At 61.0% G+C, this 25444-nt stretch carries 26 protein-coding genes and 1 pseudogene; 11 read left to right on the forward strand and 16 right to left on the reverse strand.

The genetic code is table 11. From position 1 onward, the window contains the following. Positions 1–133: 133 nt before the first annotated feature. Positions 134–1408, reverse strand: a complete 1275-nt coding sequence (clpX, locus tag GA829_RS24300) for an ATP-dependent Clp protease ATP-binding subunit ClpX (protein WP_023759839.1) — start codon at positions 1406–1408, stop codon at positions 134–136. Positions 1409–1703: 295 nt separating this feature from the next. Continuing rightward, the gene (locus tag GA829_RS24305; protein WP_195175132.1) at positions 1704–2333 is read right to left on the reverse strand and encodes an ATP-dependent Clp protease proteolytic subunit; all 630 of its coding nucleotides are present in this window, start codon (positions 2331–2333) and stop codon (positions 1704–1706) included. A gap of 326 nt (positions 2334–2659) precedes the next feature. Between GA829_RS24305 and GA829_RS24310 the strand changes: the two genes are divergently transcribed. Then, positions 2660–3247: a hypothetical protein gene (locus GA829_RS24310; RefSeq protein ID WP_195175133.1), complete on the forward strand. Its 588-nt coding sequence runs from the start codon at positions 2660–2662 to the stop codon at positions 3245–3247. 72 nt (positions 3248–3319) lie between these two features. On the opposite strand, the gene GA829_RS24315 is transcribed toward GA829_RS24310, so the two are convergent. The 4 genes and pseudogenes from GA829_RS24315 to GA829_RS24325 form a co-directional block, all read right to left on the reverse strand. Then, positions 3320–4654 (reverse strand): nitrilase-related carbon-nitrogen hydrolase, encoded by a 1335-nt coding sequence (locus GA829_RS24315; protein WP_195175134.1) that lies wholly within the window; start codon positions 4652–4654, stop codon positions 3320–3322. Between the two features lie 98 nt (positions 4655–4752). Continuing rightward, on the reverse strand, positions 4753–5241 hold the full coding sequence (locus tag GA829_RS24320; protein ID WP_258051888.1) for a TetR-like C-terminal domain-containing protein: 489 nt from the start codon (positions 5239–5241) through the stop codon (positions 4753–4755). Between the two features lie 9 nt (positions 5242–5250). Next, positions 5251–5349 (reverse strand): annotated as a pseudogene (locus GA829_RS37610) (hypothetical protein); the annotation flags it as partial. Between the two features lie 122 nt (positions 5350–5471). After that, on the reverse strand, positions 5472–6575 hold the full coding sequence (locus GA829_RS24325) for an NAD(P)/FAD-dependent oxidoreductase (protein ID WP_195175136.1): 1104 nt from the start codon (positions 6573–6575) through the stop codon (positions 5472–5474). Positions 6576–6679: 104 nt separating this feature from the next. Here GA829_RS24325 and GA829_RS24330 point away from each other — a divergent pair, with 104 nt between their 5' ends. The 4 genes from GA829_RS24330 to GA829_RS24345 all read left to right on the forward strand — a co-directional run bounded on the left by GA829_RS24330 (position 6680) and on the right by GA829_RS24345 (position 11578). Then, on the forward strand, positions 6680–7930 hold the full coding sequence (locus GA829_RS24330; protein WP_195175137.1) for a cytochrome P450: 1251 nt from the start codon (positions 6680–6682) through the stop codon (positions 7928–7930). A gap of 240 nt (positions 7931–8170) precedes the next feature. Next, the gene (locus GA829_RS24335) at positions 8171–9166 is read left to right on the forward strand and encodes a sterol desaturase family protein (protein ID WP_195175138.1); all 996 of its coding nucleotides are present in this window, start codon (positions 8171–8173) and stop codon (positions 9164–9166) included. After that, entirely contained in the window at positions 9163–10317 is a 1155-nt protein-coding gene (locus GA829_RS24340) for a GNAT family N-acetyltransferase (protein WP_195175139.1), read from the forward strand. Before GA829_RS24335 ends, GA829_RS24340 begins: the two co-directional genes overlap by 4 nt. A 196-nt stretch (positions 10318–10513) precedes the next feature. Continuing rightward, a complete protein-coding gene (locus tag GA829_RS24345; protein ID WP_258051890.1) occupies positions 10514–11578 on the forward strand; it encodes a hypothetical protein in 1065 nt (354 codons plus the stop codon). 2 nt (positions 11579–11580) lie between these two features. Here the strand turns inward: GA829_RS24345 and GA829_RS24350 are convergent, their stop codons facing one another. The 7 genes from GA829_RS24350 to GA829_RS24380 all read right to left on the reverse strand — a co-directional run bounded on the left by GA829_RS24350 (position 11581) and on the right by GA829_RS24380 (position 16725). Further along, on the reverse strand, positions 11581–11931 hold the full coding sequence (locus tag GA829_RS24350; protein WP_195175140.1) for a cupin domain-containing protein: 351 nt from the start codon (positions 11929–11931) through the stop codon (positions 11581–11583). Positions 11932–11936: 5 nt separating this feature from the next. Beyond that, positions 11937–13217, reverse strand: a complete 1281-nt coding sequence (locus GA829_RS24355) for an O-acetylhomoserine aminocarboxypropyltransferase (protein ID WP_195175141.1) — start codon at positions 13215–13217, stop codon at positions 11937–11939. A 202-nt stretch (positions 13218–13419) separates the two neighbouring features. After that, positions 13420–13941, reverse strand: a complete 522-nt coding sequence (locus tag GA829_RS24360; protein ID WP_195175142.1) for a CoA-binding protein — start codon at positions 13939–13941, stop codon at positions 13420–13422. Beyond that, positions 13938–14699: a GNAT family N-acetyltransferase gene (locus GA829_RS24365; protein WP_195175143.1), complete on the reverse strand. Its 762-nt coding sequence runs from the start codon at positions 14697–14699 to the stop codon at positions 13938–13940. The genes GA829_RS24360 and GA829_RS24365 overlap by 4 nt, the downstream gene beginning before the upstream one ends. After that, complete coding sequence (locus GA829_RS24370) at positions 14696–15478, reverse strand: AAA family ATPase (RefSeq protein ID WP_195175144.1); 783 nt, start codon at positions 15476–15478, stop codon at positions 14696–14698. The genes GA829_RS24365 and GA829_RS24370 overlap by 4 nt, the downstream gene beginning before the upstream one ends. Continuing rightward, positions 15478–15900 carry a VOC family protein gene (locus GA829_RS24375; RefSeq protein ID WP_195175145.1) on the reverse strand — a complete coding sequence of 141 codons (423 nt, stop codon included), beginning with the start codon at positions 15898–15900 and terminating at the stop codon, positions 15478–15480. Before GA829_RS24375 ends, GA829_RS24370 begins: the two co-directional genes overlap by 1 nt. Positions 15901–15903: 3 nt before the next feature. Beyond that, complete coding sequence (locus GA829_RS24380) at positions 15904–16725, reverse strand: enoyl-CoA hydratase (protein WP_195175146.1); 822 nt, start codon at positions 16723–16725, stop codon at positions 15904–15906. Between the two features lie 188 nt (positions 16726–16913). On the opposite strand from GA829_RS24380, the gene GA829_RS24385 reads away from it, so the two are divergent. From GA829_RS24385 to rpsI, 3 genes are all read left to right on the forward strand, one after another. After that, positions 16914–17378, forward strand: a complete 465-nt coding sequence (locus tag GA829_RS24385; protein ID WP_195175147.1) for a PaaI family thioesterase — start codon at positions 16914–16916, stop codon at positions 17376–17378. A 216-nt stretch (positions 17379–17594) separates the two neighbouring features. Next, positions 17595–18059 carry a 50S ribosomal protein L13 gene (gene rplM, locus GA829_RS24390; RefSeq protein WP_013532205.1) on the forward strand — a complete coding sequence of 155 codons (465 nt, stop codon included), beginning with the start codon at positions 17595–17597 and terminating at the stop codon, positions 18057–18059. 1 nt (position 18060) lies between these two features. Next, positions 18061–18543 carry a 30S ribosomal protein S9 gene (rpsI, locus tag GA829_RS24395; RefSeq protein ID WP_195175148.1) on the forward strand — a complete coding sequence of 161 codons (483 nt, stop codon included), beginning with the start codon at positions 18061–18063 and terminating at the stop codon, positions 18541–18543. 64 nt (positions 18544–18607) lie between these two features. Here rpsI and GA829_RS24400 read toward each other — a convergent pair whose 3' ends face one another. The 3 genes from GA829_RS24400 to GA829_RS24410 all read right to left on the reverse strand — a co-directional run bounded on the left by GA829_RS24400 (position 18608) and on the right by GA829_RS24410 (position 22356). Beyond that, positions 18608–19849, reverse strand: coding sequence for an MFS transporter (locus GA829_RS24400; protein ID WP_195175149.1), 1242 nt, complete (start codon positions 19847–19849; stop codon positions 18608–18610). 89 nt (positions 19850–19938) lie between these two features. Beyond that, the gene (locus tag GA829_RS24405; protein ID WP_195175150.1) at positions 19939–20997 is read right to left on the reverse strand and encodes a glycerophosphodiester phosphodiesterase family protein; all 1059 of its coding nucleotides are present in this window, start codon (positions 20995–20997) and stop codon (positions 19939–19941) included. An 84-nt stretch (positions 20998–21081) separates the two neighbouring features. Then, positions 21082–22356, reverse strand: a complete 1275-nt coding sequence (locus GA829_RS24410; protein WP_195175151.1) for an acyltransferase family protein — start codon at positions 22354–22356, stop codon at positions 21082–21084. A 241-nt stretch (positions 22357–22597) separates the two neighbouring features. Here GA829_RS24410 and speB point away from each other — a divergent pair, with 241 nt between their 5' ends. From speB to GA829_RS24425, 3 genes are read left to right on the forward strand one after another with little or no spacing between them, the layout of a single operon-like run. Then, a complete protein-coding gene (gene speB, locus GA829_RS24415) occupies positions 22598–23602 on the forward strand; it encodes an agmatinase (RefSeq protein ID WP_195175152.1) in 1005 nt (334 codons plus the stop codon). Positions 23603–23640: 38 nt separating this feature from the next. Further along, positions 23641–24567 (forward strand): N-acetyl-gamma-glutamyl-phosphate reductase, encoded by a 927-nt coding sequence (gene argC / locus GA829_RS24420; protein ID WP_195175153.1) that lies wholly within the window; start codon positions 23641–23643, stop codon positions 24565–24567. Continuing rightward, entirely contained in the window at positions 24567–25406 is an 840-nt protein-coding gene (locus GA829_RS24425; protein WP_195175154.1) for an aminoglycoside phosphotransferase family protein, read from the forward strand. Before argC ends, GA829_RS24425 begins: the two co-directional genes overlap by 1 nt. Positions 25407–25444: the final 38 nt, after the last annotated feature.

The raw sequence follows: 25444 nt of genomic DNA on the forward strand, positions 1-25444 counted from the left end.
CAAAGATCAAGAGGCGAGTACAAATCCGCCCCTCCAACTTGTCTCGACGAGGCAGATTCGCCACAGCGAAAGGGGACGCCACAGCAAAACGGCGCCTTGCGGCGCCGTTTCATAATTCTGCTGCGGGCTCATGTCAGGCGCTGACATTGCCCTTCTTTTCCTTCTGCTCGGAATAGATGTAGAGCGGCCGGGCACTGCCGGTCACCACTTCCTCCGAAATCACCACTTCGCGCACACCTTCGAGCGCCGGCAGTTCGAACATCGTGTCGAGCAGGATCGCTTCCATGATCGAGCGCAGGCCGCGCGCGCCGGTCTTGCGTTCGATGGCGCGCTTGGCGATCGCCGACAATGCGTTCTCGTGGAACGTCAGGTCGACATTCTCCATCTCGAACAGCCGCTGGTACTGCTTGACCAGAGCGTTCTTCGGCTCGGTCAGGATCTGGATCAGCGCCGGCTCGTCAAGGTCTTCCAAGGTCGCCAGGACCGGCAAGCGGCCGACGAATTCGGGAATGAGACCGAATTTCAGCAAATCTTCCGGCTCGACAAGCCGGAACACATCGCCGGTACGGCGATCCTCAGGTGAAGCAACGATGGCGCCGAAACCGATCGAGGTCTTTCTGCCGCGATCCGAGATGATCTTGTCCAGGCCAGCGAAGGCGCCGCCGCAGATGAACAGGATGTTGGCGGTGTCGACCTGCAGGAATTCCTGCTGCGGATGCTTGCGGCCACCCTGCGGCGGCACGGAGGCAACCGTGCCTTCCATGATCTTCAGCAGCGCCTGCTGCACGCCCTCGCCCGACACGTCGCGGGTGATCGAGGGATTGTCGGACTTGCGCGAAATCTTGTCGATTTCGTCGATATAGACGATGCCGCGCTGGGCGCGTTCGACATTGTAGTCGGCCGACTGCAGAAGCTTCAGGATGATGTTTTCGACGTCCTCGCCGACATAGCCGGCTTCGGTGAGCGTCGTGGCATCGGCCATGGTGAAAGGCACGTCGATGATGCGGGCCAGCGTCTGCGCAAGCAGCGTCTTGCCGCAACCGGTCGGGCCGATCAGCAGGATGTTGGACTTCGCCAATTCGACGTCGTTGTTCTTGCCGGCATGCGCCAGGCGTTTGTAGTGATTGTGCACGGCCACCGACAGCACGCGCTTGGCGTAGGGCTGGCCGATGACGTAATCGTCGAGAACCTTGAGGATCTCCTGCGGTGTCGGCACGCCTTCGCGCGACTTCACCATCGAGGTCTTGTTCTCCTCGCGGATGATGTCCATGCACAGCTCGACGCATTCGTCGCAGATGAACACCGTTGGACCGGCGATCAGCTTGCGCACCTCGTGCTGGCTTTTGCCGCAAAACGAGCAATAAAGCGTGTTCTTGGAATCACCGCTGTTGTTGCCGACCTTGCTCATTTTCATGTCCTTTCATGGCCGCCCGCCGATGGTCTGGCTGAAAGGGCGCATATTCTATCTATCGCGGGAATCCGCCGCCGCCAGTGTCCCGGCTCCCGCAACGCATTCCGTACGAAACACAAATCAGAAAACGTGGCAATGATTCGCGACGACCCCGCATAAAGCTAAGCCGCCGAAACTCAACATAGCCTTAACGTAGGCAATCCTATCCGCCGAGGGAACAGCCAATTGTGGCCGAAATGCCGCAAGCAGCGCCAAAAGCGCGTGATCCCGCCATCCAACCGCCAACAGGCCTTTATGCCACAGCGCCTTCGGCCGGCTCGCGCGACGAAATCACCTTGTCGATGAGGCCGAAATCCTTGGCTTCGTCGGCGGTCATGAAATGGTCGCGGTCGAGGGTCTTTTCGATTTCCTCGTAGGTCTTGCCGGTGTGCTTGACATAGACCTCGTTGAGGCGGCGCTTCAGCTTGACGATATCCATGGCGTGGCGCTCGATGTCGGAAGCCTGGCCCTGGAAGCCGCCGGAGGGCTGGTGAACCATGATGCGGGCGTTTGGCGTGGCGAAGCGCATGTCCTTGTGGCCAGCGGTCAACAGCAGCGACCCCATCGAAGCAGCCTGGCCGATGCACAGCGTCGACACCGCCGGCTTGATGAACTGCATGGTGTCGTAGATCGCCATGCCTGATGTGACCACGCCGCCTGGCGAGTTGATGTAGAGGTTGATTTCCTTTTTCGGATTCTCCGCCTCGAGGAACAGGAGCTGCGCGCAGACCAGCGTCGCCATGCCATCCTCGACCGGGCCGGTGATGAAAATGATGCGCTCTTTCAAGAGCCGCGAGAAAATGTCGTAGGCCCGCTCACCGCGATTGGTCTGTTCGACCACCATCGGAACGAGGTTCATGTAGGTTTCGACGGGGTTCTTCATGGACTATCCCTTTTTGAAGGTGGGATTCCGGCGCCGGGCGATGGGAGCAATTCGGGCAGAATCGGTTCTGGATCGTTGCGATGTAAATAGGATGCCGGCTCACCCTTGCGCAAGGCCGACCCTCCTAGCCATTCGGTTAAGTCGAATCAGGGTTACGCACAAGGCCTCCGAGCGATGCCGCTCCCCACGCCGGACGTGGCCGCCGCCGTGTAGGAATTTCTTAACCGCATCGCTTAACGAAATGCGGCGAATCTGCTTCCCCCCGACGCCCCGTCCCCTACAATCCAACGTTGAACACTCATTATGCCGTCAACAGGGGGAGTGCCATGTTCAGGAAAACCGCGTCCTTCGTCACCACCGGACTGATTGTGCTCGGTTCGGTTTCCCAGACCTCGGCAGGCGACCGCGCCGTCGAGTGCTACGAACCGGTCAACACACCCGCCGTCTACGACACGGTCTACGAAAACGTGCTGGTCAGCCCGGCGGGCCATCAGGTCGACTATGTTCCCGCCATCTATGGAACGCGCGAACGCGTGGTGATGACCGTGCCGGCCCAGGTGACCTATGACGTGGTGCCAGCCATCACCCGCACCGTCTATCATACGGTGAGGATCGATGGCGGCGGCTATTCCTGGGAATGGCGCGTCATCCATGGCCGCAAGGTGCTGTGCAAGATCTGGCAGAAGGCAAGCTACGAACGCGTCGCCGAGACGGTGGTGATACAGCCGGAGCGCACACGCCGCATCGTCACCCCGGCGCAATATGACAAGGTCGCCGAGGAAGTTCTGGTGCAACCGGAGCAGCGGCGCATCATCAACGTGCCCGCCTCCTACCAGACGGTCGCGCGGCGTGTGCTGGTCTCCGAGGGATCATCCGGCTGGCGACAGGTGCATATTCCCAGGCATTGCGGCTGATAGGGGTCAAAACGCCTTGATAAGCATTGGTGCCCCGCTTGAGGGCACCAATGGTAGACGCCGACGGGTTTTTCAACTCGGTTGGGGACTCCTGCCGTCGACACGCTTTGTCGAGAGAAATCGAAACCGGCTGACGATCAGGAGCGTCGCGCCGACAACGGTGAGCCAGCCAAAAGCATCGCCAATCCGGGAATACAGCGTTCTGCCTGCCTGCAATCCGACCGTGGCGTTCATGACCACGGCGCGGTCCGACGAAGTCGGCTGTTCGGCAAGGATCCGGCCATAGGCGTCGCTGACCGTGAGCATTCCATTCGCCCCTGCCCGGGCAACAGCAAAGCCGTTCTCCACCCCGCGCATGACGGCCATGCGCGAATGCAGCCGGGCATCGGCGCGAAAATCCCATGCCGGGACCAGCAGCAATTCAACGCCCTGGCGGCCGTAGTCTCTGATAAGCGCAGGGAAATCCATGTCCTTGCAGATGGCAACGCCAATGTTCCCGGCGACGAGACTATCGGCGCCGGTGATAAATTCCCATTCGAGGCCAGGTATCAGCTTGCGTTTGAGATAGCGCCGCGGCGGCTGTGCCGGGCGATAAAGCTCTGCAACATTGGCATGTTGTCCATCCGCCAGCGTTTCGTTGAGGCCCGAGACAACGGACATGCCATTTCGCTCAGCGGCTTCCCGCACGGACGCGCCAGCATCGCGCCAGCCGGGTTTCCGGATCACACTTTTCTCAGGCAGGACGACAAAGTCAGGCTTCTTGTCGGCGAACCCGTCGATCAATGCCGCATAGGCCTGTGCATTTTGCACCGCCGTTGCTTCGTCCCTGACATCATCGTTTTGCGTGGCATCGATCGCGGCCAAGGCCACAACCATTTCTCGGTCGTAGCCATGCATCAGCCTCGTGGCGCCAAAGACCACGGCAGCGAGCAAAGGCAGTCCAGCCAGAAGCGCAGTGGACTTCCACGAGCGAGGCGCGATGATGAACAATGCGGCGGCCATCGGAATGAGCGAACCGATGAAGGTCAACGCGGCCACACCACCAACGCTCGCCGCCTGCATGAGCGGCAGAAAATCGGTCAAGGCATAGCCGAGCGATCCAAAAATGCCATGCGGCGAGGCAAGGTTGAACAGGAATTCGCTTGCCGTCGAGAAGACGGGATAGGCCAGCAGAGCCAGCCATGGTGCGTCAGGCCGATAGAGCCAGCGTGTGAGCAGCACAACCGCCATGAACGACAGGGGCAGGAATACAACCCAGAGCAATAGCGCCGCCAGCGGAATGACCGAGATATAGGTGAGGATCAGTCCAAGCCGGCCGACGGTGCCGGCTACGAACGAAAGTACCGCAACCACCCAGACGCTGCGTGCCGGCAAGGCGTAGACCAACCATGGGATGGGTGCGATCAAGACAAGAGGGCCAAATGGGCTGGTATCGCGCGAAGCCCAAAAGAGCACTCCCGTCATCAAGGCTGCGAGGACACCGAGCCAGAGGCGGTCTTTTTCTGTCATGTTCTGTTTTCTGGCGCATATCCGCCAGCCTTCAAGCTTTTCAGGATTTGGTCAAAAGAACGGGATGCGAGCGCCAGAAAGGCGTCGCGTTGCATGGCGAAACGGCCGGAGCGATGCAGCAAAGCGAGCCCGTGAAGCTGTGCCCAGTAAAATAGGGCGAGTTCCAGCGGATTGCCGGCGGCCAGATTGCCTTGCGCCTGCGCTGCAGCGATGCGCCTCGTCACAATGGAGATGACAGGCGAAAGCCCTGCTTCAAAATCCGCGGGGTAGAGCCTTTCCACCCGGGTCTGCATGACAAAGCACGCGTCAAACCGGGCCGGGTCGTCGAGCGCGAACTCGATATAGGCTTGCCCTGCCTGGCGCAGCCAATCCACATCCTCGCTCTCATTGATGGCTTCGACACGCCGCAACCAGGCCGAGAAGGCTGCTTCACCCACGGCAAACAGTAGCTCTTCCCGGTTGCGGTAGTGGCGATAGATGGCCATCGGCGTGATGCCGGCAGCGACGGCGACAGCGCGCAAGCTGAAATCCGCGGCGCCGACGCGGACCAGTTCATTCAGCGCGCATTCGAGGATGCGTTGGCCCGAATTCATCGTCGCTCCCTTCTGGATGTATACAGTGTATACTTCCAGAAGGGACGAGATTCAAGGGATGCAATTGGGCTTAGAAGGAAACCGGCCGATGCGCGTGCATGACCGGTTGCGCCGCGCCCAGTTCAAGCAACTTCAGCGCGCAGCCATGCCTTCAACCCGGCAACATCGCCGTCGCCGACAGTGGCGGCAACACGCCTGCCGACCGCGGCGCCGAACTTGTAGCCATGGCCGGAGCAAGCGGAGACGATCAGACATTTGCCGCGCTCGGAGGCCATGAACTTCTCATCGGCGGTGAAGGTGTAGGCGCAGGTGACCACTTCGGTGACCTTGTATTCGTCGATGCGGGCAATCGGCGGCGAGAACAGGTTGCGGATTGCCTCGCCCTCGCCCGCCACCGGCTGACGGTTCCAGTCGGCGTCGCTGGTCGGCACCCTGTGCAAGCCCGAGCCGAATTTCATGCCGGCGCCACCGGACGGCGGGATCGCATAGCCGTCGGCCGCACCGCCGACATCGAGGACGACGGGAGCAGCCTCCCAAGTCGCCTTCAGGTCCGCCGGCGGCTCGACATAGGCAAGTGCCGTTCGGTATGTCTTCAACTCGCCGTCGAGATCCGGGAACAGTTTCAGCACCCAGGCGCCGGCAGCGACTACAATACGGTCGGCTTGCATCGTCTCGCCGGTTTCGAGCAGGATGTGACCGGCCTCGGTGTCGATCGCCGTGACCTTGCTATGTTCATAGACATTGGCGCCATTGGCGCGCAGCCATTTCGCCAGGCCGGCCGCTATCTTCCTGCAATGCAGTGCACCGCCATCCGGCGAAAAATAGGCATAGCGGAACGACCCGGGCTGCAGGAAAGGCCAGCGTTTGACGGCGGCATCCGGATCAAGCAATTCGAGCGGATAGCCGCCCTCTTCCATACCTTCGCGGTATTCCTCGGCCTCATCCCCCGGCTCGCGCGAAATGCAGACGAATCCGCGCGGGTCGAGATGGCTCTCGCCGAGGTCTGCCCACATCTCGTCCCAGGCATCATAGGCTTCGGTGATCAGCCGGCCATAACCCGTTCCGGCTCGGTAAGCGCGACGGATGATGCGGTGATGGTCTCCTGACGCGGCGAGCGGATTGGGGATCGGGCCCTGTTCGACGATGGAAACGCTGTGACCGGCCTTGACCAGCGACCATGCGGTCGAGAGCCCTGCGATACCGGCGCCGACAACGATTACATTCATGCGATCAGTCTTTCCCCAGCCGCGCTAGCTGGCTCAATCCATTGGTTTTGCCTGGGCAACATACGGTCTGGTACCGGACAGGCAAGGCGCGCTAAGGGTCTGGCATGAGCAAATCGACACCAGCCTACCTCGCCTTTGATCCAGCCACTCGCCACCTGCGACTTGACCCGCACGAGCCGGCTTTCTTCCAGAATCCCTACGAGGCGTATGCCGTGCTGCACGGCCTGTCGAATGCATTCTTCTGGGAAGATTTCGGCTTCTGGTGCTTTGGCGGCTTCGATGACGTCAACCGGCTGCTGCGCGACCGCCGCCTCGGTCGCCAGAACCCGGCCGGCATTCCGGACAGCCGCGGCATCGGACAGGACCGCGGCCATCTCAGCGCCTTCGACGGCATCGAGGCCAATTCCATGCTGGAACTGGAGCCGCCGGTCCACACGCGGCTGAGAACGCTGGTCAACCGCGCCTTTGTCTCGCGTCAGGTCGAGCGATTGCGCCCACGTGTCGAAGCCCTCGCCAACGAGCTGATCGACCGTTTCGAGCCGGGCAAAGCGGTTAATCTCCTGCCAGCCTTCGCGGCGCCGCTACCGATCACCATCATCGCCGAAATGCTCGGCGTGCCGGTCGAGATGGGGCCGCAACTGCTGGATTGGTCGCATCAGATGGTTGCCATGTATATGCATGGCCGCACCCGTGAGACGGAAAAGAGCGCCAATCAGGCGGCACGGGATTTCTCGGACTTTTTGCGCGGATACGTTGCCGAACGGCGCAAGAAGCCAGGCGACGACCTGCTGTCGCTGCTGATCTCAGCCCAGGAAGACGGCCAGAAACTGTCGGAGGACGAACTGGTCTCGTCGGCGATCCTGCTGCTCAATGCCGGCCACGAGGCGACCGTGCATCAAACCGGCAATGCCGTACGCTCTATCCTTGAGCAAGGCGGCGACCCGCGCCGCTTCTTCGGCTCACAGGAAGAGACCGCGGCAACCGTCGAGGAATGCCTGCGCTTCGATGCTCCGCTGCACATGTTCACCCGTTATGCCTATCAGGATATCGAAATCGCCCCCGGCATCGTCGTGCGGCCCGGCCAGACCGTCGGCTTGCTGCTTGGCATGGCCAATCATGATCCGGTTGCCTTTGCCGATCCCTTCGCCTTCAGGCCAGGCCGCGCGGACCAGAAGAACGTGTCATTCGGCGCCGGCATCCATTTTTGTATCGGCGCGCCGCTTGCCCGGCTCGAATTGCAGGTGTCGCTGAAAACCTTGTTCGAGCGGCACCCCCAGATCCATCTGGCTGAACAGCCCCGCTTCCGCGACACTTATCATTTCCATGGGCTGGAAGCGCTTCGAGCTGGCTTCTGAGCCAAGCAGCGTTTGCCGGCGCAAATGTCCGATCTGAAAATCGGCCTGCAAACCGACCGTATTCTTTCTGATATCTTACGGTTTTGCTAAGGTCGACCTATTAGGCTGGTAGGGAATGCAGTATGCGTATTCCTGCCTGGCTTACATGGCTGTCAGGTTGCATGCGCGCGCGGCAGGCTTGGCCAATCTGTGCTTGAATCAAGCTCATTGCCGCAACACCACCCCGGAGCCGACGCACTGATGTTTTACGACTTTCTCGAGAAAATTTCGGATAAGCTCGCGAGCGTCAATCTGGTTGTGCCCGGCCTTATCTTTTTCATGGCGCTGGGCAGCGCCTTGATCGCCTACTGGCGTACCGTCGAGCACAAATCTTTCAGGGACTTTTTTGACTTCGCCTTTCCCACGGAGGTCATTTTGCACCCGTCGGCGCGAGCGGACGCGCTGTTCTGGATCACCAAAAAACTGATGATGCCCTTCCTGCTCATTCCCGCCGGCGTCACTTTCGTTGCAGCCGTCGGCTATGGAACAAACAAGCTTATCGGCGGCCTGTTCGGCATCCAGTCACCGCTGATCGATGGTCCGGCCGGACCGGTCGTGATCGTCATCTTCACCGTAACGATGCTGATCGCTTACGATATTTCCTACTATCTCTATCATGTCGCCCAACACCGTTTTCCGTTCCTTTGGGAACTGCACAAGGTGCATCATTCGGCCGAAGTGATGGTTGGGATCACCAAGGATCGAGTTCATCCGCTCGACGAGTTGATGAACCGTATGTGGGATGGCGTCATACCCGGGATTTGCTTCGGCATCTGGAGTCTGATTGCGCTCGATCCGGTAGAGGTCACCATTTTTGGCGTCAACGTCTATATAGTGCGCAACATCCTGATGATGGATTTTGTTCGCCACACGCACTTCAAGATTTCCTTTGGCCGGCTCAACAGCATCATCTTGTGTCCGCATTGGCACCAAGTGCACCACAGCACCAATCCACGTCACTATGACAAGAATTTCGGCCTGCTTTTTTCGTTCTGGGACCGAATTTTTGGAACGCAGTTCATTCCAGATCCCAATGAAGAACTGAAATTTGGCTTGCTGGACCGCGATGTGCGCGACTACCAGTCGCTTTTTGGCCTCTATATTCTGCCGCTTAAGAAAATGTCAGGGCATATCGTGCGACGGTTCCGCAAGCGCACCAGCAAAGCTGTGCAAACACAGGATAGTCTGCTGCCATGAACAAGATTGCTTCGATTGACGCCGTTAACGCGGAGCGCCTGGAGATTGTCAGTTCATCTGACCGCCTGGCCGCGATCGAAGCCGAATGGACCAGTCTCTGGCATGAGGCGGACGGACTGATCTTTCAGAGTCACGCCTGGATATCGGCATGGTGGGGTGCCATTCAGGATCGTGACAGCCGCGCGCTGCGGATCGGCCTGATCTGGAACGACGACAGGCTTGTAGCCGTCGTCCCTCTGGCGATAGGCAAACGCAAAGGGCTACGCGTTCTCGAATGGGCGGCCGCCGACCATACCGACTATGGAGACATTCTGATCGCCCCGGAATGCTCCCTCTCGTCCCTGCGGAGCCTCTGGGTTCAGCTCAGCACGGCGAAAGGGTTCGATGTCGCCTTTCTCAGACGCTTGTTGCCGGACGCGGCGGCGCGCAAGATCTTCGCTCCGGGAGCCGCCGGCGGCATGAAGCTTCGCCCTTACCACCGGGAAGAAATCAGCTATCGCGTGGCCGGAGAATGGGCGAGCGGCGCGGCATGGCTGGCAAGCCTGAACAAGAAGATGCGCCAAAACTACCGGCGCGGCATCAGTGCGCTGCAAGAAACCGGAGGGGTGAAATTTCGTCTGGTTTCGCCAGACGAGCCCCTGCCGCCACTGTTGGAGCGGCTCTCGGCCCTGAAACGCATGTGGCTGGTGCGGCACACGCGTGAATCCAACCTGTTCATTGAAGGCGAGCAAGTGCTCGCGGCACTGGTGGATGTGCTCGCGCGCGTCGGCGTGCTGCGTATTTTCGTGCTCGAATGCAACGGCGCCATGGTCGCTGTCTCCATCAATTTTGTTCAGCGCAACAAGATGATGGCATTTGTTACCACCTACGATCCCGACTTCAGCCGGGCATCGCCGGGTACTGTACTGCTGATGGACTACATACAATGGTCCATCGACCAAGGCCTGCGAGAAGTGGACTTTCTCTGTGGCACGGAGTCCTTCAAGCACAGGTTTTCCACGCAGGCCGTCACCATGCAGTCGGTTCTCGGAACGCGTACGGCGCAAGGCTTGTTCGCCTCTCTGGCCGATCGCGCCCATCATGCGTTCAAGGGCCTGCGCGGATCGGCCCAGTCCGCACCCTCTGATCCGGAGCGGGCGCCCGCGGCTTGATCGCATGCTGCTTACGAGCCGTCACAGGCACGCCGCCGCTCGCCCGGCTTGACTACGGGTGTGTTTCGAAATTTTGTTCGGCCGGCAACCAAGGCTCCATCTTGCCGAACAGCCCTGCTTCCGCGACACTTGTCACTTCCATGGGCTGGAAACGCTCGCTGTCGATTTGTGACGATCACGGGCCTGGGGCTGCGATATGAAACTCATTTCGACACAGGCGATCGCACTCGCCCTGACGCTGCTGATCGCCAACGTCCAGAGTGCGTCCGCGCAGCAGCCGGAGAACATTCCGTGGGAAAACAGCATGGCCATCGCCAGGAATATGGCCATCGGCCTGCTGCAGCGGCAGACCGGATCGAACGGCCTGCCACTGGCATCCTTTGCAGTGGAGGTGGACCTCAACCTTGATGGTTTTCCCGAGATTTTCGCCTATCGATATGCGCCGGGCTGCGACGGTATCAATTGCGGCAACTTCCTCTTCGTCCTTGAAGGCGATAGCTATCAGGAAGTTCTTGGCGGCATTCCGGGCGTCCGGTTGGTGCCACAGGACAAGATCGGGCTCAGCGCCTTCAAGCGAAACGGCTTTCTCGACATCCAATCCGACACAATGACAATTGGCTGGGATGGAAAACGTTATGTCGATGCCACGACCTTCCCTGCCACTTCACTCGACGGCGCCGCCTTCCTCACGGCCTGCCAGAAAGCCAAAGCCAACGAGCAGCCTGCCGAAGGCGAAGCCGAACGGGTTGTAAGCGAGTGCCAGTGCCAGTTGAACCGGTTTCAGGCGATCAGCTTCGCACAGGCCGATCTCGACATGTACACGACATCGATTGGCGAAAACTTCAAATACCCTACTGGTGACAAGGAAAAAGCCTGGCAGGTCACGGCCAAGAATGCCGAGGACGTCGGCACCGGTTGCGATGTCGCCAGCGGCAAAAGCCAATGGCCGCCAGCCTATTTCAGTCATGGTGACCAGCCGCAGCAGAAGTTGAATTTCGACGGCTTCATCGCGGCCTGCCCGAAGCAGGATTTTATCCTGACCAACCACAAGGTTGGCTCGCCGGATCGGGCGCTCAGTCTTTGCGGTTGCCTCGCCCGCGAAGTCCCCACCTACGGGGTCAGCCAGGAAGGGCTGGATCTTCTGACGCGATACTATCGCGACGAGATTTCAGATGCGGATGTCGATGCGCGGGACGCCAATCTGCTGCCCGCGCACGACAAGGCTTCGGACGCCTGCCTCGCGGCGTTTCCTTCGAAGTAAGATCAGAGCTTGATCACATACTCCTTGCGAGTCGTTTCAAGCACTTCCCAGCTGCCTTTGAAGCCCGGCCTCAAGACAAAGCTGTCACCAGCCCTGACCGTGCGGGCTTCGCCGCCGTCCTCTGCGATCACCGAGACGCCCAGGAGGATGTGGCAGAACTCCCATTCGTCATATTCGATGCGCCATTTTCCAGGCGTCGATTCCCAGATGCCGGCGTAGAGCCCGCCATCTTGCTCCTCGACGTTCCAGGTGCGGAATTTCGGATCGCCCGAGATCAGGCGACCCGACGCCGGAGCGCCGAGTTCGGCATCGACACTGTCGACGCCGACGGCAAGAAACTTCTGCTCGGCCATTTCAATCAGACCTTGCCGAGCGCCTGTTCCAGATCGGCGACGATGTCGTTGACATCCTCGATGCCGATGGAGAGGCGCACCGTGTCCGGCCCGGCACCAGCCTTGACCTTCTGCTCATCGGAAAGCTGGCGATGCGTGGTCGAAGCCGGGTGGATGACCAGCGATTTTGTGTCGCCGACATTGGCAAGGTGCGAGAACAATTCGAGCGCCTCGACGAATTTGACGCCGGCATCATAGCCGCCCTTCAAAGCGAAGGTGAACACGGCGCCGGCGCCTTGCGGCGAGTATTTCTTCTGCAGCGCATTGTTCTTATCGCTTGGCAGGCCGGGGTAGTTCACCGAAGCGACCTTCGGGTGGTTGGACAACCAGGCAGCGACAGTCACCGCGTTGTCGCAATGGCGTTGCATGCGCAGCGGCAAGGTTTCGAGGCCGGTCAGGATGAGGAAGGCATTGAACGGCGAGATTGCCGGGCCGAGGTCGCGCAGACCGAGCACGCGCGCGGCAATGGCAAAGGCGAAATTGCCAAAGGTTTCGTGCAGCACGAGGCCGCCATATTCCGGCCGTGGCTCCGACAGCATCGGGTACTTGCCCGACTTCGACCAGTCGAAGGTACCGCCGTCAACGATGGCGCCGCCGATCGAATTGCCGTGGCCGCCGATGAATTTGGTCAGCGAATGGACAACAATGTCGGCGCCGTGCTCGATCGGCCGGATCAGGTATGGCGAGGCCAGCGTGTTGTCGACGATCAGCGGCAGCCCGTGCTTGCGCGCGATGTCGCCGATCTTCTCGATGTCGACGAAGGTGCCGCCCGGGTTGGCAAGGCTTTCGATGAAGATGGCCTTGGTCTTGTCGTCAATCTGGCTCTCGAAGGTCGAGATGTCGTTGGTATCCGCCCAACGCACCTCCCAGCCATAGTTCTTGAAGGCATGGCCGAACTGATTGATCGAACCGCCGTAAAGCTTGTTGGCGGCAACGAAATTGTCACCGGGCTGCATCAGATTGTGGAAAACCAGCACCTGGGCAGCATGACCGGACGCGACCGCGAGCGCCGCCGTTCCGCCTTCAAGCGCGGCGATGCGTTCTTCCAGCACCGCCTGCGTCGGGTTCATGATGCGGGTGTAGATGTTGCCGAAAGCTTTCAGGCCGAAAAGCGAGGCCGCATGGTCGGCGTCGTCGAAAACGAAGGAGGTCGTCTGGTATATTGGCGTGGCGCGCGCGCCGGTGGCCGGGTCGGGCTTGGCGCCAGCATGGACAGCGAGCGTGTTGAAACCGGGCGTGCGGGTCATTGAGAGCCTCCCATTTGAATTTCTGAAATCGCGGGGCATTCTTGGCGAAGCCTGAGCGCGAATGCAAAGAAGAAAATACCTTTCGGCGAACGATCTGCGATCAACGCCGGAGAAAATTGATTTCTTCCCGCAATAATTTTGCGTCTTGCTGATTGATCGCGATCCTGCCCGGAAACCGGTTCCCGCTTTTGGGGATCAAGGTCTATTTCTGGCGAACCCCGAAACTTTGAAAACCAGACCGCATCAGCGGCTTCTTGGACGACAGGACGCCGGAATTGACGCCGGTCCAGCCGATCTCGCCGGACAGCTTGCCGTATTCTATCTTGGGGCAACGGTTCATCACCACCTTGATGCCGGCCGCTTCAGCACGCGCCGCCGCCTCGTCATGGCGCACGCCAAGCTGCATCCAGATCACCTTCGGCGAAGGATCAAGCGCCAGGACTTGGTCGACGATGCCCGACACAGCTGCCGGCGCACGGAAGATGTCGACCATGTCGATCGGCTCGGGCACCTCGGCAAGGCTGGCATAGGTCATGCGCCCAAGAATTTCCTTGCCGGCCTGTCCTGGATTGATCGGGAACACCGAAAATCCCTTGGCCAGCAGATATTTCAGCACGAAGTAGCTCGGACGCACATCATTCGCCGAGGCACCGACCATGGCGACGGTCTTCACCGAATTGAGGATGCCGCCAATGTAGGCATTGTCGTAAGTATCGTGATTCACGTGGCGATTGCCTTCCTGCGGTAATGATATCGGTAGAGTTCGCGGTTGAAACCAAGCGAAGCATAGAGCGCCCTGGCAGGCGAATTGTCGGCGACCACCTGCAGGCAAGCCGCCGAGGCGCCGGCCTGCCGCGCCCAATCGATCAGGCTGCCGACGGTCCTGCGGCCCAAGCCTTGCTGCCTGAAACGGCCATCGGTTTCAACCGACTCCAGGACAAGCAGGCCATCCCTGATGACGCCAAAGGCCACGGCGACAATCGCGCCATCGATCTCCATAGACACGAATGCCTTTTCGCCAACGATCAATGTCGTCATCTCGCGGAAGATTCGGCTGTCGGTCTCGTCATAAGCCCCCATGCGAAAGCGAGCCTCGAACCAGCTTTCGCCTGGCGTCGGCGAGACGGTCACCTGTGTGTCGCGTGATACCTTGAACGCATCGATGCCGGCGACCAGGTGGATCGTGCCGCCCTCGATGGCATAGCCATGCCGATCGAGGACTGCGTCCATTTCGCTGGCGATATCAGGGACCCGAAACAACGGCGCCTGGCCATGGCCCGCATAGAATGCCTCGGCGGAAGCAAGCGTTTCTTCAGGCCCCGCCCGTTTGCCGCGCAACGGGTTGACCGAATTGGGACGGCGGATCCTGCCACCCGACCGCCGCAGCAGCCAGCCATCGACGATCACCTCAGTCGCCGCCGGCCAGCCCTCGCGACAGGCCTGCTCAACCCGCCAATTGAGATCATCATCGCCGCCTGTCATGCCTCGTCTTCCCTCAACGCTTCTTCCATGAAGGACTCAGGGTCGGTGCAGAAGTCGCGCATCATGCGGAAATGATCGGTGTCCTCGAAATCGGTCGGGTCGAGGCCAAAGCGGCTGATGCGGAACAATTGCGCGCCGGGGCAAGCCATCAGCAGCGGCGAGTGTGTCGCCATGATCACTTGTGCGGTGCCGGACTGGTCCATGCGCCGCAGCATCTTGAGGAGTTCGATCTGGCGCGAGGGCGACAGCGCGCTTTCAGGCTCGTCGAGGATATAGATGCCTTGTCTGCTGCAACGCTCCTCGAAGAAGCGGATGAAGCCCTCGCCATGCGACCAGGACAGGAAATCCGGCGGCGGCGGCTTGAAGGGGTCCTCGAGTGCGGCTCGGTCAAGATAACGCGCCACCGAATAGAAGGATTCGGCCCGGAAAAACCAGCCGGCGGTGACCTTTGGCAGCCAGTGCGCCCGCAATGTGCCCGCCAACGCCACGCCGCTTTTGTCGATGGCGCTTGAGTGATCGACCGGCATATATCCCTTGCCGCCGCCGGCTTCGTCATAGCCAGCCAATGCGCCGATCGCCTCCAGCAAGGTGGATTTGCCGGTGCCGTTCTCGCCGACGATGATGGTGATCGAGTTGGTGAATTCCAGCTGGAATTCGTGGCCGCGAAATAGCGGCAGGTTCCACGGGTATTTTTCCCAATCGCCAACCCGTTCGGGCTCGATCAGGATGCGCTTCAGGTACGGCGCCTTCAGCCGCGTCAGTTGCCTGCGATAGGCCATCAGCCCGGCAACGAGATCGTGCCGTCTTCGGCTATCGGAAAAGCCGGATTGTGCGCGACTTCCCAGATATGCCCGTCGGCGTCGGCAAAATAGCCATACCAGCCGCCCCAGAAGGCGCGGCCGGCCGGCTTGACGATGTGGCCGCCGGCCTTTTCGGCCTGCGCCAAGACTTCGTCGACTTCAGCATCTGAACGAGTGTTGTAGGCGAGGTAGACCGCCGACGGCGCCTCGGCGAAAGTGACGCCGGAATCCTCCTCGGCGCTGGCGCGCGGGAAGAGCCCGAGGATCGCACCCCCCATCTGGAAGAAGGCTACGCCATCGGTGATCCCGGCATGACGCTTCAGGCCCATCGCCTCGTAGAAACGCACGGCGCGATCAAGATCATCGGTGGCGACGGTTATGATGGAGATGCGTGGCTCCATGGCCTATTCGTCCGTCCATTCCGGCTTGCGCTTGCCGATAAAGGCGCCGATGCCTTCTTCGGCATCACGCGCCAGCATGTTCTCGACCATGACGCGGCCGGTATGGGCATAGGCATCGGCCAACCCCATCTCGGCCTGCGCGTAGAACGCTTCCTTGCCGACCTTCACCACCAAAGATGATTTGGAAGCAATGGTTTGCGCATATTTGGTGACGATCTGATTCAGGTACTCGCGCGGCACGACGCGGTTGACGAGGCCGAACTCCTTGGCTGTCGCGGCGTCGATGGTCTCACCGGTCAAAAGCATCTCCATCGCGTGCTTGCGCGAGACGTTGCGCGACAGCGCCACCATCGGCGTCGAGCAGAACAGGCCAATGTTGACGCCCGGCGTGCAGAAGGTCGCGTCATGCGATGCGATAGCCAGGTCGCAACTGGCGACCAGTTGCAGCCCGGCTGCGGTGGCGAGACCGTCGACCTCGGCGATGACAGGCAAGGGATGGCGCACGATTGCCTGCATCAGGGTGGCGCAAGCGGCGAAGGTTTTCTCGAAGAAGGCCCTGCCCCGGTCCGGATCGGCGCGGCGCGCGGTCATTTCCTTCAGATCATGCCCGGCGCAGAACACCTTGCCGGCGGCGGAAAGCACGATGACGCGCACGGATTTGTCGTCTTTCGCCCGCTCCAGTTCCTCCGTCAGCGCCGCCATCACCGTCAAAGACAGGGCGTTGGCGGGCGGATTGGATAGAGTGAGGCGCAGGACGCCCTTTTCCAGCCTTGCGGCGACCGGACCTTCGGTGACAGCCGGCTTAATGGCGACGATTTCGGCCATGGGTCGTTTCTCCGCGATTCCGGATCGAATGGGTGGCTACAATCTAGTATGCGATCGCGCTTCGTCCAACATCCTCAAACCGACAACTGGCCCAAGCAACTGATGAAGCTGATGCCATTGCCCGCTCCAGCGGTGTTGCAAGATGGGCTGGACCACGTTCATACAGGCGCAGCGCAAGGGAGATCGCCATGCCCGCTCAAAGCAATCTCAAGCCGGTAATGACCGCCGCGCAGGTCAACGCGCTGATGGCAACCGTCTATCCGCAACTCAACGAGCAGTTCACCTTCTACGAGGCGCTCGAGGTGTTTCCCGGCGGCTGCACGGTGCGGCTCAATGCCGGCGAGCGGCACCTGCGCCCCGGCGGCACGGTGTCCGGCCCATCATTGTTCACCCTGGCTGATATTGGCGGCTTCGTCTGTGTGCTGTCTCACGCCGGGCCGGATGCGCTTTCGGTTACCGTCAATCTCGATATCAACTTTGTCCGCAAGGCCGAGGCCGGGCCGATCGACGGCCATTGCCGCATCCTGAAGCTGGGAAAGAGCCTGATGGTGTTCGATATCGACATTGTCGCCGGCCCAGAAGGTCACACGGTCGCCCATGCCACCGGCACCTATTCGATCCCTCCGAAGCAAACCGTCGATGTGGTAAAATAATACCTTTTTTCTATCTCATTGTTTTTGCTACTCATTTCTGGATATGAGACTTTCCGAACGCCTTGACGCTGCCCCGCCCCTCGCCTATAAGCCCTCACGAAGCAGCGGCCCGCAAAGGCCGCCGTTTTGTTATTGGCGGCGGGCGAGTGCCTTTCGTCAATCCAAGCAACAAGAAACGCCTTCACTCGTGAAGGTCCGAACCGAAAGCAGAAAACCATGACAACCTTTTCGCAGAAGCCTGCGGATGTGGTGAAGAAGTGGATCCTGATCGACGCCGAGGGTCTCGTCGTCGGCCGTCTCGCCACTGTCATCGCCAATCATCTTCGCGGCAAGCACAAGCCGACCTTCACCCCGCATGTCGACGACGGCGACAACGTCATCGTGATCAATGCCGACAAGGTGGTGTTCACCGGCAAGAAATTCACTGACAAGGTCTATTACTGGCACACCGGCCACCCCGGCGGCATCAAGGAGCGCACCGCGCGCCAGCTGCTTGAGGGACGGTTCCCCGAGCGCGTCGTCGAAAAGGCTGTCGAGCGCATGGTGCCGCGCGGCCCGCTCGGCCGTCGCCAGATGAAGAACCTCCGCGTCTACGCCGGCGCCGAGCATCCCCATGTCGCCCAGCAGCCCGTCGTGCTCGACGTGGCCAAGCTGAACGCCAAGAACAAGAAGGTCGCATAAGATGGCTGAGCTTTCCTCGCTCGCAGAACTGGGCGCCGCCACCGGCAACACCAACACGCAAGCCGCGGCGCCTGTCTATGTTCAGAAGCTCGACAAGTCGGGCCGCGCCTATGCCACCGGCAAGCGCAAGAACGCCATCGCCCGCGTCTGGGTGAAGCCGGGTTCCGGCAAGATCGTCGTCAACGACAAGGAATTCGCGACCTATTTCGCGCGTCCGGTCCTGCAGATGATCCTCAACCAGCCGATCATCGCGGCCAACCGTTCGGGCCAGTACGACATCATCGCCACCGTCATCGGCGGCGGTCTCTCCGGCCAGGCCGGTGCTGTTCGTCACGGCATTTCCAAGGCGCTGACCTACTACGAGCCGGCACTGCGCGCCGTGCTCAAGAAGGGTGGCTTCCTGACCCGCGACAGCCGCGTCGTCGAGCGGAAGAAGTACGGCAAGGCGAAGGCCCGTCGTTCGTTCCAGTTCTCGAAGCGCTAAGCGTCTCGAATTTCCGATATCGAAAAGGCCGCTTTCGGGCGGCCTTTTTGCGTTGGGCTTCCGGTCATCCAGCGGAAGCTTCGGTGCTCCGAATGAACAGGAATGCACAGACAGCCGATCCGGCCACGGCAAGCGTGGAGGCTAGGAAAGCCAGTCGCATGCCGTCTATCGTGCCCATCGTCAGGGCTGAGCCAAACAGCGCGACGCCGATCGCGCCACCCGATTGGCGCACCGTGTTGAGGACGCCTGATGCGGTGCCTGACACCGCCGTTGGCACGGAAGACAGCAGTGCTGTCGTCATGGCGGGAACCGCAAGGCCAATACCAACGGGAAGAAACAGCAAGCGCCAGAGCAAGGACGCATAGGACGTGTCCGTATCAATAAGCGCCATGAGGCCGAACCCCGCCGCACCGATCAGCAGACCGGCGGCCATCGGCAACCGCGCGCCATATTTCCCGGCGATCCGCCCGGCCGCGACATTGGATACGGTTACCGCTGCCATGAATGGCAGGAAGGCGAGCCCGGTCTGCTGCGGTGAGTAGTGCCGCTCCTGCTGGAAATACAGGCTGAGCATGAAAATCGTGCCGTAGAGTGTCAGGTTGACAACCAGGCCAACGAGGCTCGTCGCTGCCGGCACGCGCCGGGCGAAAAGATCGAGGGGCACCATCGGCGAGCGTGCCCTGCTTTCGACCACCAGAAAAGCAATGCCGGCAACAATGGCGATTGCCAAACCAACGATGATCAGCGGCGATCTCCAGCCAAATGGACCGGCTTCTATGAACGAGCCGGTGAGCGCGAACAGCGTCAGGATGGCAAGCCCCTGCCCGGCCCAGTCGATCGGCGGTCTATCGGTCTTGCGCGGTGTCTCGTCGAGAAACCGGCAGGCCATCCATATGGCGAAAACACCGACCGGCAGGTTGACCAGGAAGATGCTGGCCCAGCCCAGCGAAGCGACCATGAAGCCGCCCAGAACGGGTCCGGCGGACAGTGCTATTCCGCCAGCCGCCGTCCACAAGCCGACGGCGCGGGCTCGTTGTCGATTGTCGGACGCATAGGCGCGGTTAAGAAGTGCCAGCGAGCACGGCATCCTGTCGCCCAACGCACCACCGGTCAACAGCAACGAGGCGAAGGCCAATGTATAGGCGTCGACGACCCACTGAAGCCCGTCGACACCCATCGACAGGGCGGAACCGATCCTTGCCAATGCGACGTTGACGATCGAGACATCAAGCTGCACGACCACGAAGCCCAGGCTGGTGGCGGCCACGGTGAGGGCATAGTTTCTGGCGGGCTGTTTCAAGGTCATGACGCAGCACCGTAACCCTGTCGTCCTGACAGCCTTCTGTCAGGAGGATGAGGCAAGTGTCGAACACCGGCCTGAATGGCCAGCAATCTTCAATTGATGCTGGCGGTCGCCGCGGGCTCGATGCGCTCGGATGGCGCGACGTAGGGTACGCGGTAGCCGTTCGCCGTCAGCCAGTCGATCGCCGCTTTCGGCTCGTCGGTCTGGATGATGGTCGCGCCGCGCTCAACCCAGAACCCATACGTCTCACGCGGCAGGCTCGCCTGAACAGCCAGTTCGTCGCCCCGGCCGCCGGATAGGAAACCGCCCGGTTTGTTGACGATGGCGTAGGTGTCGGCCCAGATATGCCAGTTGCCTCGCACCGCCGCAGCGCGCATGCGCGGGCTGAACAGCGGCCCGCCGGTCTCGGTCAGCGTCTCCGCGCCGGCCCGCCAATTGATGAGCTCGGCAGCGTGCATCGAAAAAGCCCGGTCGACCGTCTCGGCGAAACCGGCATCATGGACAGCGTCGTCGGCGAGGATCGGCATGAACTGAAAGCCGCCGCCGATCTTGTCCATTGCCGCCTTCACACTGGCGATCCGCGCAGGATTCCAAAGGTTTTCCTTGACGATCACTTGCTCTGCCATCCCCAGGTCGCGGGCAACCGAGATCATGCCGGCGAGGTCTCCGACTTCGAGTTTGTTGTCGAGGTTGATAAGGATCCGGCCCCGGGTCGCCAGCAGCATTTCGCGCAGTGTCGAGACCGTTTCATTGGTGGCAATGCCGCTGCCTTCAATGAGCAGCCTACAGGTCTTCAGTTCAGCCACGGTGTGCTGCAGCACCTCACCCTTGCAGGTCGTCGTGCGGTCGAGCCAGCTGTCATGCATGACCACAAACTGGCCGTCCTTCGAACGCCGGATGTCGACCTCGACAATCTCGGCGCCGATGGCGATCGAGCCTTCCACCGCCGCAAGCGAGTTCTCGGGGTAGCGCGTCTTGCCGGCCTGCATGCCGCCGGCGCGGTGCGCCGCCACCAGAACGTGGTCGCACCACTGGTTGGCATGTTCAAATCGATCGAGAATCTGGCCGGCGCGCGTTTCAGCTGCGGAAGCATGGCCACCTGTGGCCGTCAGCGTCGCGGCGAGAAGAAGACCAAGCCAGATCGTTCGCATCGGGAATCGCTCCGTTCCGGATCACAGCCCGGTTAAGCGATGCCGGTGACAGGCCGGTGAACGAAGCCGGCTATCGGCCGTGGCTTAAGCTGACTTGGCCAGCGCCGGTTCAACCTGTTTCATGGCTGGGCCGCGACGGAATTCGCGCGATGCAAGCAGGCGCTCGGCGATCCGGCGGGACATCCGCTGACCAGGCTTTTCGATCAGGCGATACGTCAGATAGCTGAATGCCACCGTCACCAGCACCACGCCGACGATGATGAGATCGCCAACGAACAGGTTGCCGGTGTCGATGCCTGCGCCGTAGCGCTCGGTGTGCCCGACCTGTTGAATGAGGGAGGTCTGGAAAACCTTGTCCGACAGGCGAGCAACGTTCAGCAGCCGCAGCTGGAGGAACATGTGCGTCATATAGATCGAATAGGAGAGCAGGCCGATCAGCGCAAACGGCCGCAGCTTGAGCAGCCGCGAAAGATGGCCGCGCTCGACAGCGAAAACACCGACCACCAGCGCGAAGACGAAGGGCAAACCATAGGCCCATGGTGTTGCATGCGTCTTCCAGGCAATCATGATCGCGCCTGCGGATGCCGCGCCCTCGGCCACGGTCCAGAAGCCGGGCTGCGGGCGCAGGCTGGTCGTCGCGTGTTGCCGAAGGATCGACCTGTTGAAGAGAATGTAGAGCAGAGCGCCGACGGAGAAGCCGTAGACCGCGCGCAGGCCGCCGAGCCCGCTGACAGCTCCCATCCCGTCTGCCGAAAGAGCAGCCAGCGCCACGGGTGCCGCGACAATGGCCAAGCCCAGCCAGAACACGAGCCGGCTTCGCTGCAGAAATACCGCCAAAGCAAACAGCGCGTAGGCGAGGAACTCGGCCGATATGCTCCACGACGGTGTGTTCCAGCTGAGCTGATCGAACGGCCATAGCGCCTGCGCGAAAACCATGTTGCTGATGAGATAGGACGGGTCGTTGGTGCCCGAAAAGACCGGATCGGCTGCGTTGCCAAGGCCGGGCAGGAAGGCCTTGCCCATTTCGAACAGCACGAACAGCGCGAGCATGAAGATGTGGAGCGGGTAGAGGCGGCCAAGCCGCAGGATAAAGAACGTCGCGACGTGCCGAGGTGTCGAGAGGCGTTGCAGGTAGGCATGGGCGATGACGAAACCCGACAGAACGAAGAAAAAATCGACGAAGGCCTCACCCGACCGGACCAGGCCGAACAGCCTGATGTTGCTGACGATCTGGGCATGAAACAGGACAACCATGATCGCGGCCAGGCCGCGCCAGCTGTCGAGCGCTTCGAACCGGACAGCCGGTGCCGCGCCCGTCGCGTCTTGCGATCGCGGGATTTCCAGTGTTGGCGCCCGCATGGCTGTTCCGCTCCGGGCCGCCCCAGCGTCCCGGAATGGGACCGCATATGGGTTTAGACCTGCCTTGCGGTCGACATCGCAATATCCGCGCCAGTCGGGCGCCAGATGCGAAAACCAAGGAAACATGTGCCGGAGAGCAAGAATTTGTGACTGGCCGCCGCCGGCCGAGGTTTTCAGCAGGGGTCGCATTTCTGAAAATAATGTCCAATAAGAATGCGCTTCGACGCAAGGAGACCGCCGCATGCCGAACAAAGAGATCGATCACGCCTTTACCGCTCGCTCCAAGACCGGGCCGTCGTACGAGCCGACCTATGCCGGCGCACTGTCGTTCATGCGGCGCAAGTACACGAAGGATGTGAAAGGCGCGGACGCGGTGGTGTGGGGTATCCCTTTCGACGCCGCCGTCACCAACCGGCCGGGCGCCCGCTTCGGGCCTCAGGCGATTCGCCGCGCCTCGGCGATCCTCGACAATGACCCGCAATATCCGTTTTCGCGCGAGCTGTTCGAACACCTCGCGGTGGTCGACTATGGCGATTGCCTGCTGGACTCGGGCAATCATCAGAAGACGCCGGGCACCATCGAGCGCGAAGCGGCCAAGATCCTGAAATCGGGTGCGTTCCTGCTGACGCTGGGCGGCGACCATTTTGTCACCTGGCCGCTGCTCAAGGCGCATGCCGCGATTCACGGGCCGCTCGCCCTGGTGCAATTCGACGCCCATCAGGACACCTGGCCGGATGACGGCAAACGCATCGACCACGGCTCCTTCGTCGGGCGCGCCGTCAAGGAAGGCATCATCGACCCCGACCGTTCGATCCAGATCGGCATCCGCACCCATGCGCCGGATACATTCGGGATCAAGATCCTTTACGGCTACGAAATCGAGGAGATGCGGGCTTCCGACATCGCCTACGCCATCGTGGACCGCACCGGCGGCAAGAAGACCTATCTCACCTTCGACATCGACTGCCTCGACCCTGCCTATGCACCCGGCACCGGGACGCCGGTTGCTGGCGGACCGTCGTCGGCCAAGATCCTGTCGACGCTGCGCCAGCTCAATCAGATCGATATTGTCGGCGCCGACATCGTGGAGGTTGCACCGGCCTATGATCACGCCGATATAACGGCGATCGCAGGCTCGATGGTGGCGATGCAATATCTCGGCCTGCTGGCTGAACGGAAAGCCCGGCAGGAAGAGATGAACAACGGCAATCATCATGCCGCAACGAATCACGGTCACGGCATATAGCTTTGAAATCTCTTGGCATTTAGACGGAACGACAGGCAATGAAACCGAAAATCTTCATCGACGGCGAACACGGCACCACTGGTCTGCAGATCAGGGCGCTGCTTGCCGAACGCGGCGATCTGGAAATCATCTCCATTCCGACCGAACGTCGCAAGGAGACGGCCGCCCGCGCCGAATTCCTCAATGCCGCCGATGTCGCGATCCTGTGCCTGCCAGACGACGCCGCGAAAGAGAGCGTGTCGCTGATCAGCAACGACACCACCAAGGTCATCGACGCCTCGACCGCGCATCGTGTCGCCAAGGGCTGGGAATACGGCTTCGCCGAAATGGACAAAGCGCAAGCAAAGACCATCGCCTCGGCGAAGCGCGTCGCCAACCCGGGCTGCTGGCCGCAGGGGCCGATCGCCACTCTGCGTCCGCTGGTGGAGGCCGGGCTTTTGCCGGCGGATTTCCCGATCACCGTCAACGGCATTTCCGGCTATTCGGGCGGCGGCCGGCCGATGATCGAGGATTATGTCGCCAAGGGCGAGAATGCTTCGGAATTCCTGCCCTACGGGCTGACGCTCCAGCACAAGCACGTGCCGGAACTCAGGGCCTATGCCAAGCTCTCGCATGATCCGATCATGCAGCCGGCGGTCGGCAATTTCGCGCAAGGCATGATCACCGTGGTGCCGCTGCAACTCGGCGGTTTAGACCGTGTGCCGACCGGCGCCGATTTGCACGCAGCGATCGCCGACCATTTCGCCGGCATCAAGGACGGCGTGGTCGAGGTGGCGCCCTATGCGCATCTGGAACGCATGCCGGAGATCGACCCCGAGATTTACAACGGCACCAACAAGATGAAGGTCTATGTCTTCGCCAACGACAGCCGGGCACAGGCGCTGCTGCTGGCGGTCTATGACAATCTCGGCAAGGGCGCTTCGGGCGCCGCCGTGCAGAACATGGACCTGATGCTCGGCCTCTAATGGACCAGCCGATCTTCCCAACGCGCTGGCGTGTCAGCGCGCCTGAACTCATTGCCGAGACGTTCTCGAGCCGCATCTGGAAGGTGCTGCTCGCCGACGGCTCACCGGCGATCGTCAAGGCGTTGAAACCCTTCGACGATGTCGAAGACGAGCTACGCGGCGAGCACTATCTGGCCTGGCGGCGCGGCGAAGGCGCGGTGCGGCTGCTTGGCCGCGACGGTCACAGCATGCTGCTCGAATATGCCGGTGACAAATTGCTGTCGGATGTCCTCCATCGACAGGGAGACGATGCCGCGACCGGGATTGCCGCCGAGGTGATGGCAAGGCTGTTCTCACCGTCCAGGCATCCCTTCCCGCCTGACCTGCAGCCGCTTCGGGACCGGTTCGTCAGCCTGTTCAAAAAGGCCAGAGCCGATCGCGATGCCGGCGAAAACAGTCCCTATGTCGAGGCAGCAGATATCGCCGAGCGGCGTTTGTCCAATCCGCACGAGATCAAGCCGCTGCATGGCGATCTACACCACGAAAACATCCTGCATGGACCGCGCGGCTGGCTGGCCATTGATCCGAAAGGCGTTCTGGGCGACCCCGGATTCGACGCGGCGAACATGTTCTTCAACGCGCCCGGCCGTGACGAGCTTTGCAGCGATCCTGAGCGCATCGCCCACATGGCCGAGGTCTTCGCCGGGACACTGGGCCAGACGCCGGCGGCCATCCTGGATCACGCAATCGCCTGGGGCTGCCTGTCGTCATCATGGCATCATGAGGACAAAAACGAGCCAGATGAAACTCGTGAATTGTCGATCACCCTGGCGATCCGGGCGGTACGGAGAAGCTTCTGATGTGACGCGCCAAATGATGGAATTAACGATTTGTTCAC

Source organism: Mesorhizobium sp. INR15, from assembly GCF_015500075.1.
Taxonomy (GTDB): domain Bacteria; phylum Pseudomonadota; class Alphaproteobacteria; order Rhizobiales; family Rhizobiaceae; genus Mesorhizobium.

Coding starts and splice junctions, on each gene's coding strand:
- GA829_RS24425 (WP_195175154.1), top strand. CDS start 24,567: ATGGACCAGCCGATCTTCCCAACGCGCTGGCGTGTCAGCGCGCCTGAA.
- argC (WP_195175153.1), top strand. CDS start 23,641: ATGAAACCGAAAATCTTCATCGACGGCGAACACGGCACCACTGGTCTG.
- GA829_RS24340 (WP_195175139.1), top strand. CDS start 9,163: ATGAACAAGATTGCTTCGATTGACGCCGTTAACGCGGAGCGCCTGGAG.
- GA829_RS24400 (WP_195175149.1), bottom strand. CDS start 19,849: ATGACCTTGAAACAGCCCGCCAGAAACTATGCCCTCACCGTGGCCGCC.
- rplM (WP_013532205.1), top strand. CDS start 17,595: ATGACAACCTTTTCGCAGAAGCCTGCGGATGTGGTGAAGAAGTGGATC.
- GA829_RS24365 (WP_195175143.1), bottom strand. CDS start 14,699: ATGACAGGCGGCGATGATGATCTCAATTGGCGGGTTGAGCAGGCCTGT.
- GA829_RS24345 (WP_258051890.1), top strand. CDS start 10,514: ATGAAACTCATTTCGACACAGGCGATCGCACTCGCCCTGACGCTGCTG.
- rpsI (WP_195175148.1), top strand. CDS start 18,061: ATGGCTGAGCTTTCCTCGCTCGCAGAACTGGGCGCCGCCACCGGCAAC.
- GA829_RS24385 (WP_195175147.1), top strand. CDS start 16,914: ATGCCCGCTCAAAGCAATCTCAAGCCGGTAATGACCGCCGCGCAGGTC.
- GA829_RS24405 (WP_195175150.1), bottom strand. CDS start 20,997: ATGCGAACGATCTGGCTTGGTCTTCTTCTCGCCGCGACGCTGACGGCC.
- GA829_RS24330 (WP_195175137.1), top strand. CDS start 6,680: ATGAGCAAATCGACACCAGCCTACCTCGCCTTTGATCCAGCCACTCGC.
- GA829_RS24305 (WP_195175132.1), bottom strand. CDS start 2,333: ATGAAGAACCCCGTCGAAACCTACATGAACCTCGTTCCGATGGTGGTC.
- GA829_RS24355 (WP_195175141.1), bottom strand. CDS start 13,217: ATGACCCGCACGCCCGGTTTCAACACGCTCGCTGTCCATGCTGGCGCC.
- GA829_RS24375 (WP_195175145.1), bottom strand. CDS start 15,900: ATGGAGCCACGCATCTCCATCATAACCGTCGCCACCGATGATCTTGAT.
- GA829_RS24410 (WP_195175151.1), bottom strand. CDS start 22,356: ATGCGGGCGCCAACACTGGAAATCCCGCGATCGCAAGACGCGACGGGC.
- GA829_RS24370 (WP_195175144.1), bottom strand. CDS start 15,478: ATGGCCTATCGCAGGCAACTGACGCGGCTGAAGGCGCCGTACCTGAAG.
- clpX (WP_023759839.1), bottom strand. CDS start 1,408: ATGAGCAAGGTCGGCAACAACAGCGGTGATTCCAAGAACACGCTTTAT.
- GA829_RS24350 (WP_195175140.1), bottom strand. CDS start 11,931: ATGGCCGAGCAGAAGTTTCTTGCCGTCGGCGTCGACAGTGTCGATGCC.
- GA829_RS24325 (WP_195175136.1), bottom strand. CDS start 6,575: ATGAATGTAATCGTTGTCGGCGCCGGTATCGCAGGGCTCTCGACCGCA.
- speB (WP_195175152.1), top strand. CDS start 22,598: ATGCCGAACAAAGAGATCGATCACGCCTTTACCGCTCGCTCCAAGACC.
- GA829_RS24335 (WP_195175138.1), top strand. CDS start 8,171: ATGTTTTACGACTTTCTCGAGAAAATTTCGGATAAGCTCGCGAGCGTC.
- GA829_RS24380 (WP_195175146.1), bottom strand. CDS start 16,725: ATGGCCGAAATCGTCGCCATTAAGCCGGCTGTCACCGAAGGTCCGGTC.
- GA829_RS24320 (WP_258051888.1), bottom strand. CDS start 5,241: ATGGCCATCTATCGCCACTACCGCAACCGGGAAGAGCTACTGTTTGCC.
- GA829_RS24310 (WP_195175133.1), top strand. CDS start 2,660: ATGTTCAGGAAAACCGCGTCCTTCGTCACCACCGGACTGATTGTGCTC.